The sequence below is a fragment of the Pseudomonas nitroreducens genome (assembly GCF_024170165.1).
Taxonomy (GTDB): domain Bacteria; phylum Pseudomonadota; class Gammaproteobacteria; order Pseudomonadales; family Pseudomonadaceae; genus Pseudomonas; species Pseudomonas nitroreducens_C.
The window spans coordinates 93284-108347 of sequence record NZ_JALJXP010000015.1 but is presented as its reverse complement, the minus strand read 5'-3'; the positions used below and the strand labels follow the sequence as shown (position 1 = coordinate 108347).

14 protein-coding genes are annotated in these 15064 nt (G+C 65.5%); 6 read left to right on the top strand and 8 right to left on the bottom strand.

Annotated elements, in window-relative coordinates; genetic code table 11:
* Positions 1–78 precede the first annotated feature (78 nt).
* From J2T47_RS25135 to J2T47_RS25110, 6 genes are all read right to left on the bottom strand, one after another.
* On the bottom strand, positions 79–1137 hold the full coding sequence (locus tag J2T47_RS25135; protein WP_253452885.1) for a CobW family GTP-binding protein: 1059 nt from the start codon (positions 1135–1137) through the stop codon (positions 79–81).
* Positions 1134–1745, bottom strand: a complete 612-nt coding sequence (locus tag J2T47_RS25130) for a UbiX family flavin prenyltransferase (RefSeq protein ID WP_253452883.1) — start codon at positions 1743–1745, stop codon at positions 1134–1136. The genes J2T47_RS25135 and J2T47_RS25130 overlap by 4 nt, the downstream gene beginning before the upstream one ends.
* Positions 1742–3127 carry a UbiD family decarboxylase gene (locus tag J2T47_RS25125; protein ID WP_253452881.1) on the bottom strand — a complete coding sequence of 462 codons (1386 nt, stop codon included), beginning with the start codon at positions 3125–3127 and terminating at the stop codon, positions 1742–1744. Before J2T47_RS25125 ends, J2T47_RS25130 begins: the two co-directional genes overlap by 4 nt.
* 116 nt (positions 3128–3243) lie before the next feature.
* Complete coding sequence (locus tag J2T47_RS25120; protein WP_253452879.1) at positions 3244–4149, bottom strand: amidohydrolase family protein; 906 nt, start codon at positions 4147–4149, stop codon at positions 3244–3246.
* A gap of 4 nt (positions 4150–4153) precedes the next feature.
* Positions 4154–5083, bottom strand: a complete 930-nt coding sequence (locus tag J2T47_RS25115) for an amidohydrolase family protein (protein ID WP_253452877.1) — start codon at positions 5081–5083, stop codon at positions 4154–4156.
* Positions 5084–5346: 263 nt separating this feature from the next.
* On the bottom strand, positions 5347–6237 hold the full coding sequence (locus J2T47_RS25110) for a LysR substrate-binding domain-containing protein (protein WP_253452876.1): 891 nt from the start codon (positions 6235–6237) through the stop codon (positions 5347–5349).
* 118 nt (positions 6238–6355) lie between these two features.
* Here J2T47_RS25110 and J2T47_RS25105 point away from each other — a divergent pair, with 118 nt between their 5' ends.
* Genes J2T47_RS25105 through J2T47_RS25095 form a run of 3 tightly spaced genes read left to right on the top strand, consistent with a single transcriptional unit; the run spans position 6356 to position 9977 of the window.
* Positions 6356–6820: a (2Fe-2S)-binding protein gene (locus J2T47_RS25105; protein WP_253452875.1), complete on the top strand. Its 465-nt coding sequence runs from the start codon at positions 6356–6358 to the stop codon at positions 6818–6820.
* Entirely contained in the window at positions 6820–9033 is a 2214-nt protein-coding gene (locus J2T47_RS25100) for a xanthine dehydrogenase family protein molybdopterin-binding subunit (protein WP_253452874.1), read from the top strand. The genes J2T47_RS25105 and J2T47_RS25100 overlap by 1 nt, the downstream gene beginning before the upstream one ends.
* Before the next feature lie 5 nt (positions 9034–9038).
* Positions 9039–9977 (top strand): LysR substrate-binding domain-containing protein, encoded by a 939-nt coding sequence (locus J2T47_RS25095; protein WP_253452872.1) that lies wholly within the window; start codon positions 9039–9041, stop codon positions 9975–9977.
* 83 nt (positions 9978–10060) lie between these two features.
* Here the strand turns inward: J2T47_RS25095 and J2T47_RS25090 are convergent, their stop codons facing one another.
* Positions 10061–10879, bottom strand: coding sequence for an MBL fold metallo-hydrolase (locus J2T47_RS25090; protein WP_253452871.1), 819 nt, complete (start codon positions 10877–10879; stop codon positions 10061–10063).
* 55 nt (positions 10880–10934) lie between these two features.
* Between J2T47_RS25090 and J2T47_RS25085 the strand changes: the two genes are divergently transcribed.
* Positions 10935–11939, top strand: coding sequence for a GlxA family transcriptional regulator (locus J2T47_RS25085; RefSeq protein WP_253452869.1), 1005 nt, complete (start codon positions 10935–10937; stop codon positions 11937–11939).
* An 88-nt stretch (positions 11940–12027) separates the two neighbouring features.
* Here J2T47_RS25085 and J2T47_RS25080 read toward each other — a convergent pair whose 3' ends face one another.
* A complete protein-coding gene (locus J2T47_RS25080; protein WP_253452868.1) occupies positions 12028–12558 on the bottom strand; it encodes a ProQ/FinO family protein in 531 nt (176 codons plus the stop codon).
* Positions 12559–12833: 275 nt separating this feature from the next.
* On the opposite strand from J2T47_RS25080, the gene J2T47_RS25075 reads away from it, so the two are divergent.
* Both J2T47_RS25075 and J2T47_RS25070 read left to right on the top strand, forming a co-directional pair.
* Positions 12834–13499, top strand: a complete 666-nt coding sequence (locus J2T47_RS25075) for a TetR/AcrR family transcriptional regulator (RefSeq protein ID WP_253452866.1) — start codon at positions 12834–12836, stop codon at positions 13497–13499.
* Positions 13500–13538: 39 nt separating this feature from the next.
* Entirely contained in the window at positions 13539–15059 is a 1521-nt protein-coding gene (locus J2T47_RS25070; RefSeq protein ID WP_253452864.1) for an MDR family MFS transporter, read from the top strand.
* Positions 15060–15064: the final 5 nt, after the last annotated feature.

Sequence of the window (15064 nt, the reverse complement as noted above, 5' to 3'; positions counted from 1 at the left end):
TTGCTGTTTTTATTGGGTAGAGAGGGGTATTCGTTCTGCGTGCCCGGAGCCGCCATCCACCGGCGCCGATGCTGTTTCTCAGCCGGCCAGACAGGCCGCAAATCCCTGGTTCAAGGCCGCACGGTCGAGGTCGCGGCCGATGAACACGATCTTGCTGGAGCGTGGTTCCGTGCCCCATGAGGTGGAGGCGCGGAACTCGACGAGGCTGTGCACGCCCTGCAGCACGTAGCGCTGGTCCTGATCCTTGACCGCCAGCACGCCCTTCATGCGGTACAGGTTGTCGGCCTGCTCGACGCGCAGCTCGCTGATCCAGCGGTGGAAGGCGCCAAGGTTCACCGCGCCATCCACGGCGATGCCGACGGAGGACACGCTGGGGTCGTGGGCGTGCTCCAGATCGTCGTGGTCGTGCGCGTGGTCGTGGTGGTGCTCATCGGCGTGGTGAGCGTGGTCCGCGCCGATCTCCATCAACTTCTGGGTTGACTCGAATGCACCGACGCCGAGGATCTTCGTCAGGTCGATGGCGGCGTAGCTGGAGGTCACCAGGTCCGCCGTGGCATTCAGGCCGCGAATCTTTTCGCTCAGGCTCTCCACCTCGACAGCGCTGACCAGATCGATCTTGTTGATGACGATCCGGTCGGCACAGACGATCTGGTCCACCGCCTGGTTGTCCGCGCCGTCGAGCTGCAGGTCCTCCAGGTGCTGGGTGATGTGCTTGGCGTCGACCATGGCCACGATGGCGTCCAGCTCCACTTCCTCGGAAATCGGATCGTTGATGAAGAAGCTCTGTGCCACCGGGTACGGGTCGGCCAGGCCGCTGGTTTCGATGAGGATGTGATCGAGCCGCACCGGGCGCGCCACCAGCTCGCGGACGATGCGCACCAGGTCCTCGCGAACTTCCGCGGTGCAGCACACGCAGCCGTTGACCATTTCGTAGATTTCCTCGGTCTCGGAGCTGAGCACCAGGTCGCCGTCGATGCCGACTTCGCCGAACTCGTTTTCGATCACGGCAATCCTGCGACCGTGGTTTTCCTTGAGGATGTAGTTGAGCAGCGTGGTTTTGCCGGCGCCGAGGAAGCCGGTGAGGATGGTCACGGGAATCTTGCGGTTCGGGGTCGGGTGCTGGAGTGGGCTGTTCATGCGAGCTCCTTCGAGACAGGGAAATGGCCGGTGCACGCCGGGCCGGGTTCACCCCAGCGCAGCGCGGTACCGGCGTCGAGGCCGAACAGGTCGAGGACACGGCCAAGGCTGTGATCGACCATTTGCGAAAGGGATTGCGGGCGGGCGTAGAAGGCCGGTACCGGCGGGGCGATGATGCCGCCCATCTCGGTAACGGCAGTCATGTTGCGCAGGTGCGCCAGGGTCAGCGGCGTCTCCCGCGCCATCAGCACCAACGTCCGGCGCTCCTTGAGAGTGACGTCGGCGGCGCGGCCGATCAGGCCGCTGGAGGTGCCGCTGGCGATCTCCGCCAGGGTGCGCATGGAACACGGCGCGACCACCATGCCCAGGCAGCGGAACGAGCCGCTGGCAATGCCGGCGGCGACGTCATCGGCGCGGTGGTAGTGGCTGGCCAGTGCGGTGACGTCCGCCAGCCTGTAGTCGGTTTCATGGGCCATGGTCAGCAGCGCGGCACGGCTGATGACCAGGTGGCTTTCGATGTCCAGCTCGGCGAGCAATTGCAGCAGGCGCACGCCGTAGATGAAGCCCGACGCCCCGCTGATGCCGACCACCATGCGCTGGCGACTCATGACTGAAGGCTCCTGAGCAGTTCACGGGCGCGTTCGACCACGTCCTGGTCCAGTTGCGCCTTGATGCCGTCGAATCCCGAACCCCGGGTGGCATCCAGGCCCATCCGCGAGGTGGTGCCGTTGACCGAGGAGGAGGGGTCCAGCGGGCTGCCCGGCAGGCCGTCGACGACGAAGATGTCCTGGTGCGGCTGGAAGTGCGTGGCCAGCGCCCAGAGCACCTGGCTGTCGTCGGTGATGTCGATGTCGCCGTCCACCGCGATCACGGTTTTCAGGTACGGGTCCCAGCCGAGCAGGGCGAGCATGATCTGCCGCGCCTCGCCGTCGCGGCTCTGGTCCAGTGCCACGTAGCAATGGAAGTGGGTGCCGGAGTTGGGGTAGTGCACGGCGGTGACGGAGGGGAAGCGCGCCTTGAGCTTCTCGCTCATCTCCGCTTCCCGCGGCAGGCGCGCCAGGGTCAGGTGCTCGGCATAGCGTCCGCCGACCACGTCCACCAGCCAGGCATCCTTGCGGCGCATCAGGGTGTCGACGCGCAGGACGTTGTTGGTCGAGCGGTCCGAGGAGTAGCCGCTGAACTCGCCGAACGGGCCTTCCTCGGCGTACCCGGCCGGGTCTATCGCACCTTCCAGGACGAACTCGGCGTAGGCCGGCACGCCGATGCCGTAGCGCGGGGTCCTGACCAGTTCCAGCGGTGCGCCGAACAGTCCGCCGGCCACGGCGCGCTCGTCACTGCCAAACGGCAGCCGGGCGGCGGCGGCCAGCATGAACAGCGGGTGTGCGCCGACCACCATGGCCACGTGCAGCTCCTCGCCGCGCTCGCGGGCGCTCTGCAGCATGCGCCACAGGTGGCCACGGGAGTGCAGGCTGGTGGCGAGGGTCTGCCGGGCGTGGCGCATCGAGCGGTGGTAGCTCATGTTGGCGATGCCGGTGACCGGGTCCTCGGCGATGATGATCGCGTTGGTGATGTACGGCCCGCGGTCGCTGTCGAAATGCTTGAGCATCGGCAGCAGCGCCAGGTCCAGCGCCTCGCCTTCGAATATCTCGTCGAGCACCGGGCCGCTTTCCACGTGGCGCGGCGGGATCGGCTGGTTGGCGCGGCTCTGGAAGGTCTCGTGCAGCTGCGCCGGGGTAACGCCGAAGATCCGCGCAATGCGGGTCCGGGAGGCAAACAGGTTGGTGACCACCGGCACGCCGAGCGAGCCGACCTTCTCGCAGATCAACAGGGGATCGCGGCCCTGCGCGGCCAGGGCATCGACCAGCGCGGTGACGTCCTGGTCGGCGGAGAGGGGAGACTCGATGCTGAGCACATCGTCCGGATACTGCCGGCGATAGCTGTCGATGAAATCGTGGAAATCCTGGGTATCGCCGAGCGTGGAAAGGGGCATGCTTTCACCTCCTGAAAAAAACAGGCGCGCAGGGCCGAGGGCGACGTTCGATCGAGAGGCCAGCGGCCTGCCCGATCGAACACCGGTTCATCTGTGCGCCTGGAAGTCCCGCTGTGTTACAGGTAGGTCTTGCTCAGACGGAGGTCCGCCTCGGCCAGGTTCCTGGGTGGCGGTGTCGGCTCGATGCCGCACAGCCGGGCGATGTTGTTGCCCAGGTAGTCCTCGAGGTGGTCCTCGTCGATGCCCAGGCCCTGGGGTGCCGGCGAGCACAGCACCTCCAGTTCCCGCAGCCACATGCCCGGCTCGTTCGGCGGCGAGTCGGTGCCGAACACGATCTTGTGGCGCGGCAGGTCCTTGGCGAACTCGACGATCCGCGACTGGAAGCACCAGCCGGATTCGCAGTACACGTTGGGCGTGTCCATGGCCATCCAGAAGGCCTCGAACGAGTAGTTGCCCCCGGTCTGGATGCCGAAGTGGCCGATGATGAAGTTGACCATCGGGAACTCGCGGATGATCGGGTAGAACATCGTCGGGATGGTGTAGGGCCCGTCGCCGGTGTGGATCAGCACCACGATGTTGTACTTGGCGCAGACCTTCATCGCCGGGCGCAGCCAGTCGAGTGCGCGGTCCGGGCGGTAGCCGTGCATGTTGGCGTGCAGCTTGAGCATCTTGAAGCCGTATTCCTTGACGTGGAATTCCAGCTCCGCCGCGCCATTTTCCGGGCCCCAGCGCGGGTTGAAGGTGAAGTTGCCGATGAAACGGTCCGGGTAGGTCACGCAGAGTTCGGCGACATAGGACATGTAGTCCCGCACGCCCTCACGGCCCCGGCGGTTGCCGTCGCGGTAGCCGGTATTGCCCGGCGGCGGCTGGATGAAGCCCATGTCGATGCGGCGCGGCTTGCCGTTGATCATGTACGGGCCGTCCATCAGCTTGAGCATGCGCTCGCCGGTGAAGGGCTCGCCGGTGTGACGCCAGGCCTCGTCGACCAGGTTGGTGGGGTGCAGATGGGTATCGATGATCATGGGTTCAGCTCCTGGCCAGTTGAGTCGTGACGGGGCGCTTGAGTTGCGCCTCGGCTTCGGAAACGGAACGCGGCGGTGGAGTCGGTTCGAGCCCGATCATGCGTGCGGTGTTGTTGCCCAGGTATTCCTCGAGGGTGTCCTCGTCGAGGTTGAGGCCCTGGGGCGGCTCGTGGCAGAGCACTTCGAGCAGGCGCAGCCACATGCCCGGCTCGTTCGGCGGGGTGTCGGTGCCGAAGAGGATCTTGTGCGTCGGCAGCACCTTGGCGAACTCGACGATCCGCGATTGCAGGCACCAGCCCGACTCGCAGTAGACGTTGGGCAGTTCCATCGCCCATTGCATCGGCTCGAACACGTAGACCCCGCCGGTCTGCACACCGAAGTGGGCCATGATGAAATTGACGTTGGGGAACTCCTTGATCATCGGCACCCATTCCGATGGGATGCTGTAGGGCCCGTCGCCGGTGTGCAGCTTCACCGGGATGCCCAGCTCGGCGCACTTCTCGAAGGCCGGGCGGACCCAGTCCAGCGCCCGGTCCGGGCGATAGGCGTGCATGTTGGCCTGCATCTGGACCATCTTGAAGCCATGTTCGGTGACATAGCGCTCGATCGCTTCGACGCCGTTCTCCACGCCGCAGCGCGGGTTGTAGACGAAGCAGCCGATGAAGCGGTCCGGGTAGGTCTGGACCATCTTCAGGGTGTAGGCCATGTAGGCGTCGATGGATTCGCGGCCGCTGAGTTCGCCGTCGGTCCAGGTGTAGATGGTGTTGCCCTGCGGCGGCTGGATGAAGGCTTTGTCGATGCGGCGAGGTTTGCCGTTGACCATGTACGGGCCATCCATCATCTCCAGCAGACGCTCGCCGGTGAACGGGTCGCCGTCATGCCTCCAGGCCAGGTCAACCTGGTCCGTCGGATAGCAGCTGATATCGATGATCATTGAAGTCGATCTCCTGATAGCGGGGAAGGGAACCTTGCGGTTCGCAGCAACCACGTCCCGGATAATCGGCCGTTTCTATGCGCGACAGACTCGCGCATTCCCTCGCCTGGTCGCATCCGCTGTGGGACGCTGGCTGCTTGGGGGGCAGTATTGGAAGGGGTAGGAAGGTTCGTACAATATTAATTGGGCGAGGGGTTGATACCTGCTCGATATGGGCCCTTGCCGGTGTGGCGTTGCGCCTGCCACCGGCGAGTGCGGCGCGCTCAGCCCTGGGTTCGCGAAGCCATCCGCTTGATCATCTCCACCACGGGCGCCACCCGTTCAGCCTGACCAGGCGGCCACACCGCGTACAGGTTGTAGTGCGCCGGAATCGCCGCCTCGTTGAGCTCCACCAGGCGTCCTGCGCTCAGCGCGTCCGCCGCCAGCAGGCCGCGCACCAGCCCCGCACCGACTCCGGCTTCAGCCGCGGCGATCAGGTTCGCCGCATTGTCGAAGACCATCCGTGCGCCCGGCTCGATCGGCGCCATCCCGACCGAGTCCAGCCACGGAATCCACGAGCGCCGCGTGTACCCCAGCAGCGGCAGTTCGAGTATCTGCTCGGGGGTGAGCGGGACCTGCAAACCATGGCGCGCCAGCAACGCCGGGGAGGCCACCGCCATCACCCGGTCGCCGCAGATCTGCGTCATCTCGCAGTCCTCCCAGTCGCCATAGCCGTAGCGCAGCGCCAGGTCCACCCGCTCGAAGGAAACGCGCTCGGCACGCGGCATCGACAGCAGCGCCACCTCATGCTCGGGCAGCGCATCGAGCAGTTCAGGCAGCCGTGGATTGAGCCAGCTCTGGGCCAGTTCGCTGTCCACGTCCAGCGTCAGTCGTTGCGCCACCCGGCGGTTCTTCACCGAGGACAGCGCCCGGTCGATCTGCGCCAGCCCATCGGTCAGGACGCTGGCGAACAGCTGCCCGGCATCGGTCAGCTTGCTGCCGCCGCCCTCGCGCACGAACAGCGCCTGGCCGACGAAGTCTTCAAGGGATCGAATCTGCTGGCTGATCGCGCTGTGGGTCAGGTCGAGCTTGCGCGCAGCGCTGGAGAAACTGCCGCTGCGCGCGGCCTGGATGAAAGCACTCATGGACTGCACCGACGGGTATCGCTTGTACATGCTGTTAGTCCTGCTTACACACGATGGCAGAAATCGTTGCTGGCCCGAATTTTCCCGGGTTACCACTATTCGGTCACCAGGCCCGCGCAAAGACGGGCCGCTCTCCTGGAGCCTGACAATGATCGAGTTAACGGTAAACGGCGAACGACACGAGCTGGCAGAGGCGTCACCGTCCATGCCGCTGTTGTGGGTGTTGCGAGACCACCTGAAACTGACCGGCACCAAGTTCGGTTGCGGCATGGGCCTGTGCGGCGCCTGTACCGTGCATCTGGATGGTGTCGCGGTGCGTTCCTGCCAGCTGCCGGTAGCCGCCGTCGCGGGGCATCGCATCACCACCATCGAAGGCCTGTCGCCTTCTGGTGAGCATCCGCTGCAGCTGGCCTGGGTTGCCGAAGATGTCCCGCAATGCGGTTACTGTCAATCCGGCCAGATCATGTCCGCCGCCGCACTGCTCGGCACGGGAGCGGCGGTGACCGATGACTCGATCCGCAATGCCATGTCCGGCAACCTGTGCCGTTGTGGCACCTACGGGCGGATCAACAAGGCCATCAAACGTGCGGCGTCCGCGCCGAAGGAGGCGTGATGCGATTCGTCGATGACATGCCTGTCGAACCCTCGCGTCGGCGTTTCCTCAAGCAGGCGGCCACTGTCGCTTCCGGCCTGGCGATTGCCCTCTATCTGCCCACCGACGCGATGGCGGCGGGCTCCAAGGCCACGGCTGCAAACGCTGAATTCGAACCCAATGCCTGGGTGCGGGTACTGCCCGACGGCACGGTGAAACTGGTGGTGCACAAGCACGACTCCGGCACCGGCACCCAGACTGCGCTGGCCGCGTGCGTGGCGGAGGAGCTGGACGTCAACCCGATGACCGTGCAGGTGATCACACCGGAAGACCCGTTCTTCGAGGCCTACATCCACCCGATCTGGAAGGTCTACTCCACGGGCGGCAGCACCAGCGTTTCGCTGGAATACGAGCGCCTGCGCATGGCCGGCGCGACGGCCCGCGCACTGCTGATCGCGGCAGCCGCGCGGCAGTGGAAAGTCACCCCCGAGAGCTGCACCACCGAGGAAGGGCGGGTGCTGCATGCGGCCACGCAGCGCAGCTGCGGGTACGGTGAGCTGGCCGGGCTCGCCGCGCAATTGCCGGCGCCGGACAAGGTCACGCTGAAGGACCCGCGGCAGTTCAAGTACATCGGCAAGTTGCGTCACAAGCGGGATGCGGCGGCCAAGGTCTGCGGGCGCTTCACCTACAGCATCGACGTGACGCTGCCGCAGATGCTGGTGGCGGTGGTTCAGCGTGCGCCGGTGATCGGCGCGAAAGTGCTGAAGCTGGACTCCAGCGCGGCGCTGCAGGTGCCGGGCGTGCGCAAGGTCATCGCGATTCCCGGCAGGCCCGATGTACTGGGCGGCAATCAGGAGAGCGTCGCTGTCCTTGCCGACAACTACTGGGCTGCCCGCCAGGGGCGCGAGTTGTTGCAGGTGCAGTGGAGCGATTCGCCCCTGGGCGGGTTCGACAGCGATCAGCTGGCGGCCGTGCAGGCGGAGGCTATTGACGACAAGACCGCGCTGCGGGTGACCGCACTGGCGGCGGGGGATGTCACGGAGCAGTGGCCGAAAGCCGCGAAGCTGCTCGAAGCCGACTATCGCATGCCGTACAAGGTGCAGAACCCCCTGGAACCGGTGTGTATCACCGCTCAGGTAGCCAACGGCGCCATCACCTACTGGGGCGGTGTGCAGGTGCCGTCGGGGGCACTGGAGGCCGCTGCAACGGTGTGCGGGATCGCCAAGGGCAAGGTCACTATCCACGAGCTGGTGTCCGGTGGCAGTTTCGGCGCGCGCGAGTCCAAGTACTGGCTGTTCGAAGTGGCCTATCTGGCGCAGCAGGCCGGGGTGCCGGTCAAGTTGATGAACAGCCGCGAAGACGAAATGCGTGCACTGTTCATGCACCCGGCTACCCTGCACCGGGCCAAGGGCGCGTTGGACGCTGAAGGGCGCCTGACCGCCCTGCAACTCGACGCGGTATCGCCGGCCTCGCCGGAGCAATGGGAACCGGGCTATTTCGAGCGCCCGGACCACATGGACTACAGCACCACCGAAGCCATTACCGCGTGGGATTTCGCCTATCGCCCGGCAAATCTGGACCTGGCCTGGGTCCGGCATGAGAGCGGCGTGCCCAGCGGCTGGTATCGCTCGGTGAGCTTCATCCCCAACGTGTTCGCCGTGGAAAGCTTCATGGACGAACTGGCCCATGGGGCGGGGCAGGACCCGCTGGCGTTTCGCCTGGCCAACATGCACGAACGGCCCCGTCACGTCGCGGTGCTCAAGCGCGCTGCCGAGCGTGCCGGCTGGGGCCAGCCATTGCCGGAGGGAACGGCGTTGGGCATTGCCACCAACCAGGGCTACACCAGCTTCATTGCGGTGATCGCCAGGCTGTCCAGAAAGGACGGAGCCATCAGCGTCGACCAGCTCACCTGCGTGGTCGATTGCGGGCTGGCGGTGTCGCCAGGGGGTGTCGAAGAGCAGATCTACGGCGGCCTGATGTGGGGGCTCGGCCACGCGCTGTTCGACCGCCTGGACATCAGGCAGGGGCGGGTGGTGCAGAGCAACTTCCACGACTACCGGGTGACCCGCATGTCGGACATGCCGGCCGTGGACATCCTGGTGCTCGACGGCGAGCCGGGCAAACCCGGTGGCGTCGGTGAGCTGGGCAGCCCGTCGGTGGCTCCGGCCATCGCCAATGCTCTGTTCAGCCTGACCGGCGTGCGCCAGCGCTCGACACCACTGACCCTGGGGTAACCTTCATGGACCTGCGCCTGTTGCGGTACTTCATGGCCCTGGCTGACGAGTTGCACTTCGGCCGGGCCGCCGAGCGCCTGCACATCTGCCAGCCGCCACTGAGCCAGCAGATTCGTCTGCTGGAAGAGGAACTCGGGACGCCGCTGTTCGAGCGCAGCCACCATCGGGTCGAGTTGACCGCGGCCGGACAGATGCTCAAGGAGCAGGTGCCGCTGGTGTTCGAACAACTGGAGCGCGCGCTGGCTCTGACCCGTCAGACCGGGCGCGGCCAGGTGGGTGAGCTGGAGATCGGCATGATCAGCTCGGTGATGATCGGCGTGCTGCCGCGGGCCCTGCACCTGTTCCGCGAGCGCTACCCGCAGGTGTCCTGGCGCCTGCATGAAATGACCCCGGCGGCACAGGTCAAGGCGTTGAAGGAAAAACGCATCGATGCCTGCGTGTTCCGGGTCGGCTACGACGATCCGCAGTTGCGCAATGAACTGCTGCTCTACGAGCCGATCCGCGTGGTCATGCCGGCCGATCATCCGCTGGCCCGGCGCGACAGCCTCGCACCGCTGGACCTGGCGCAGGAGCCTTTCGTGGCGCTGGAGCTCAAGCAGTCGCGCTTTGCCGACTTCCTCTACCAGTGCTGCATCAAGGCCGGGTTCACCCCGCAGATCCGCCAGCAGGTGATCGAGGTGCAGACCCTGCTCAGCCTGGTACGCGCCGGTTTCGGCGTGGCGCTGTTGCCGGCGTCCATCGAGCCGATGGCGCCGGCCGGGCTGGTCTTCCGGCGGCTGACACCCGCTCTGCCGGAGGTGCCGCTCTACGCCACCTACCGCGCGGACGACAACTCGCCGGTGATCAAGCTGTTCCTCGATACGTTGCGCGAGTTGGTCAGCGAGGATGACGGCAAGCTCGAAGGCTCACACCCGCACGAGTTGCCGCAGGGTACGACTGGCTGACTGGCTCGCGAGCTTCAGCAACCATTGCAGGCTTGCTGTCACGCGGTTCACCGCCTTGCTCATCGGCCGCTGGGACCGTGGAGTCAACCGGCAGACGCAACAGCCGGAAGCGGACGTTCCCCGTGCAGCCCGATCTCCAGGCACTGGCCATCGGCGGGAATGAGCAACTTGTGCGCAACCCCCCTCTCGATGGCTGCCTGCCTGAGTTCCTGTCGGGTGACAGGGCAATGGTTGATAGCTTCCAGGTGGTTTGCAACGACGGTGCCTGCGCTGAGGCTGGCGAATTCCAGGGCATCGGCCACCCCCATGATGATGTCGCCACCCACATCGAAACGCGCACCTCCGGCGGGTATGACACTGACCTGCGGTTGGTGCCGAGTTACGAATTCCCGGACGGTTTGCGTCAGTACGGTATCCCCGGCCAGATAGATGCTGGGCTCGCCCGGGTATTCGATCAGATAGCCAACCCCGTGCTCCATCATGCGTCCGACCAGGCCGCCGCCATGGGTGCACCGCACGGTGCGGATCAGGCCGCCGAGAAACCCGACCGGATCACGGTGTCCCTCCGCCAGCGGCTGAACGTTGAGTTTTCGCCTGGCCAGGTAGGCGGCGTCATGTGGCGTGCAGATGACCGGGATATTGCGGGAAGCCAGCCAGGCGATGGCTGCCCGGTCAAGGTGGTCGAAATGACCTTTCTGGCAGTGCGTGATCAGGCAGTGTGTGACCGCATTCAGGGCCTGCTGTGCCGAGTCTGGCAACTCGACGGTCGGGTTCCGCTGCCGAGAGGAAAACAGCCGCAGCGAAGGGAGGGTACCTTTGCCGGCGAGCATCGGATCGACCAGGATTCGCTTGTCGTCCAGTTCCAGAATGATGGTTGCGTTGCGGATCTGCCGAATCTTCATCGTGCACCTCTTCCAAGTAATGGGTTCATGGTGCCCGCCTGCTGAAGCGTTCATAATGGCAGCTTCAGCCACAATTCATTCATTTCCTGCCATGCCCAGCACGCTTCGGATCGGTCTTGTCCTGTTTCCCAACTGCATGCCCGCAGGCCTTCTGGCTTTCAATGACCTGCTTCACGCTGCCAACCGGCGTTCAGGGGCGGCGCTGTTCGAGACGCAATACGTCGGCAGTCGAGCGGGGGTAGTCGAGTGCGCTCACGGCTTGCAGCTCACCGCTGGCCACGCCATTTCCGGGCTGACTCTCGACGCGGTCCTGGTCCCCGGTTTCTGGGCCGAGTCTGTCAGTCAGGCTGAGGCCGCTGTGGCCGCCAATGCCGAGCTGATCGGCGCCCTCGCTCGGATTGGCAGGCGCTGCAGCGTCTGGAGTTACTGCACGGGCGTGATCCTTGCCGCTGCGTCAGGGCGTTTGGCAGGCGAAGAGGCAACGGCCACCTGGTGGCTGGCCGACACGCTGATCCAGCGCTACTCGGACACGTGCTGGCAGATTGAAAGGCACTGCGTCTTCAACGAACGCACCGCGACGGCCAGCGGCGTCAATGGTTACCTGCCGATCGCCCAGGCATTACTGGAGGCGCATGTCAGCCAGTCGGCATTGCACGACCTGATTCGACTGATGGTGCTACCGCGCCCCACGCAGAGCCACGATGTGTTCCAGTCGGTGAGCCTGATCGAGCAGCCCGGCGAGTTCCTGCGGCGGGTGCATACGCTTGTGCATTCGCTACCGGCCGAACAGATAACGCTGCAGAAACTGGCGGACGCGCTGCGCATGTCGCAACGGACGCTGGCGCGGAAGGTGAGGGCTGAAACGGGGCTGGCTGCAGCAACATACGTGCGCCGCATCAAACTCGCTCAGGTGGGCGAGCGACTGGCGCTGACGTCGGCGTCGATCAAATCCATCTGCGAAGAACTGGGGTTCAGCAGCGACTCCAATCTCCGGCGCATGTTCCGGGAATTGACCGGGCTTACTCCGACTGAGTATCGGCAGCGATTTGCGCGCTTCTGATGGCGCAGGCATCCGACCGGAAGCGGGCTGCCGCATCGGACAGTCACCCAGCCGGGTGATGCCGATGCGATGCAGCACGCGGCCCGATTCAGTCGGAAGGTTGAGCTTCGGTGGCAGCAGTGGCCGCGGTGGTCTCAGCGGTATCGGCGGCAGCAGCGCGGTTTTTCAGCTTCTCGCGATTGCGGCGCTCCTGGCTGCGTTGCCGGGAAGCCTGCTGCTTCGCGTGCAGCGCCTGAGCGGCGGTCACGGTGCCGACGGGCTGGCCGTTCAAGTCCAGGCGCGGCGCGTTCTCCAGCATGCTGGCCCAGTAGCGGGCTCCCTTGCACCAGGCCGCGACGCCCAGTTTGAGCTGCTCGCTGGTAATCCCGAGTTGCGCCAGGTGTTGCTCGGCATCCTTGAGAATCCCCTCCTTGAGCGGAACCTTGGGCGCCGGATTCACCGGGAAGGCCAATGGAAAATGCCGCTGCAAGCGCCAGATCGCTTCCAGCGCCGGATCCTGCTCGCGAGGTTTCTCCTGCGGTGCGGCCTTTGGCTTGCGGCGTTTCTCGTTAGCGGCCTTGGCCTGCTCTTTTTCAGCCCGCAGGCGGTCACGTAGCCCAGCTAGTTGTTCAAAACCCATCGTTCAATTCACAGCTTCGAGGTTGATTGCGTGGTGCAAGGTTATTCCATACAGCTCTCGGGATCACCTGTATCAGCACAAATCGTCGCTGTTTCGTCGGCAAAGGGTAAACCGGCAGGCGCTGGATGCCCTGCGCAAAGCGTTTCCCAGAGCCGCGGCAGCTGATCCCGGGGCCGTCGACGGGGCGCAGTTCGTCGTTAAATCTAAATTTAAATTGAATTTAGGTTTAGCCTGCGGCAGGCTGGTCGACATCGTTCTTGCGCCCAGGAATAGCCATGGCCTCCCGCGAATCCCGTAAAGACGGCGAAGCGACCCGTATCCGCATCCTCGAAGCCGCCGGTGAGCTGTTTGCGACCCTCGGATTCGCCGAGACCAGCAACAAGGCGGTGGCGGCGAAGGCGGAAGTGGACCTGGCCTCGATCAATTACCACTTCGGCAGCCGCAGCGGCCTTTACCAGGCGGTGCTGGGGGAAGCGCGCAAGCGCTTTCTCGACATCGCCGACCTGCAGCGGATCATCCAGGCCGCGCAGCCGGCGCCGGACAAGCTGCTCGCGCTGACCGAACTGGTGGTGCGCAAGGCCTCGCGCGGACGCGAGAGCTGGCACCTGCGGGTGCTCGCCGCTGAAGCCCTGGCGCCGAGCAGCCACGGTCAGGAGGTACTGCATCCGCAGAAGGCGCTGAAGCTGACGCTGCTCAAGCAACTGTTCAGCGAGATCACCGGGATACCGCCGGACGATCCCTCGCTGGTGCCCTGCATCCTCAGCGTGACCGCGCCCTGGGCGATGCTGCTGATCGGCCCGCGCGGCGGTCACGGCGCCCTGCGCGACATCCTCGACATGCCCGGTGAAGTGGTCGCCGCGCAACTCTACAGCTTCACCCTGGCCGGCCTCAGGGAAGTGGGCCGGCAGTACCAGCAACGCATCCCCGGCGCCGACGCCTGAGTTCGCGCCCACGACGCCTCATTACCACAGGTCAGCCCCATGTCATCGGTTTCCGAACAAGCCCTGGGCGCGGACGCCACGCCCGACGCCCGCGCGACCCAGCCTTCCATTCCACTCCTGCTGGCGGCACTGCTGCTGGTGATGTTCCTCGCGGCGCTGGACCAGACCATCGTGTCCACTGCCTTGCCCACCATCGTCGGTGACCTGGGCGGCCTGCACCTGCTGTCCTGGGTGGTGACCGCCTACCTGCTGGCGTCCACCGTGGTGGTGCCGCTGTACGGCAAATTCGGCGACCTGTATGGCCGCAAGCTGGTGCTGCAGATCGCCATCGTGTTGTTCCTGGCGGGCTCGGCGCTTTGCGGGCTGGCGCAGAACATGACCCAGCTGATTCTCCTGCGCGCGCTTCAGGGCCTGGGTGGGGGCGGCCTGATGGTGGTGGCCATGGCGGCCATCGGCGATGTGATCCCGCCGGCCGAGCGCGGCCGCTACCAGGGGCTGTTCGGCGGCGTGTTCGGCCTCGCTACCGTGGTCGGCCCGCTGGTGGGCGGCTTCCTGGTCGAGCAGTTGTCCTGGCGCTGGATCTTCTACATCAACCTGCCGCTGGGTATCCTCGCCCTGGCGGTGATCGGCAGCGCCTTCCGCCCCCACGTGGCGCGGGTGAAACACGTCATCGACTATTTCGGCGCCTTCTTCCTGACCCTGGCGCTGGCCTCGCTGGTGCTGATCACCAGCCTGGGCGGCAGCACCGTGAAGTGGGTTTCGGTCGACATGTTCTGCCTGGCGCTGTTCGCCGTCGTCGGGATCATCGGCTTCGTCCACGAGCAGCGCATCGCCGCGGAACCGATCATGCCGCTGCACCTGTTCCGCCACCGCACCTTCGTGCTGGCGGGGTTGATCGGCTTCACCGTCGGTGTTTCGCTGTTCGGCTCGGTGACCTTTCTGCCGCTGTACATGCAGGTGGTCAAGGATGCCACGCCGACCAGCGCGGGCCTGCAGATGCTGCCGCTGATGGGCGCGATGCTGGTGGTCTCGGCGATCACCGGGCGGCTGATCAGCCGCTGGGGACGCTACCGGGTCTTCCCGATCGTCGGCACCTTGCTGCAGGCGATCGCCCTGGCGCTGCTCAGCCGGCTCGACCTGCAATCGTCGATGCTGCAGATGAACCTCTACATGGCCCTGCTCGGCGCCGGGCTGGGCATGGTGATGCAGGTGCTGATCCTGGCGGTGCAGAACAGCGTCGAATTCCGTCACATGGGTGTCGCCACTTCCGGCGCGACCCTGTTCCGCTCCATCGGCGGCTCCATTGGCGTTTCGGTGTTCGGCGCGCTGTTCTCCCACGAGCTGATGAGCCGTCTCACCAGCAGCTTCCCTGCAAGCGCGGCCTCCGCGGCCAACCTGTCGCCGGCCGATGTGCATGCCTTGCCGGCGGCGCTGCAGCAGGCCTACCTGGAGGCCTTCTCCGGGTCGATGCACTGGGTGTTCCTGGTGGCGTGCCTGGTCAGCGGCGCGGCCTTCGCGCTGTCGTGGCTGCTGCAAGAGGTGCCGCTGCGCAGGGCCTGACCAGG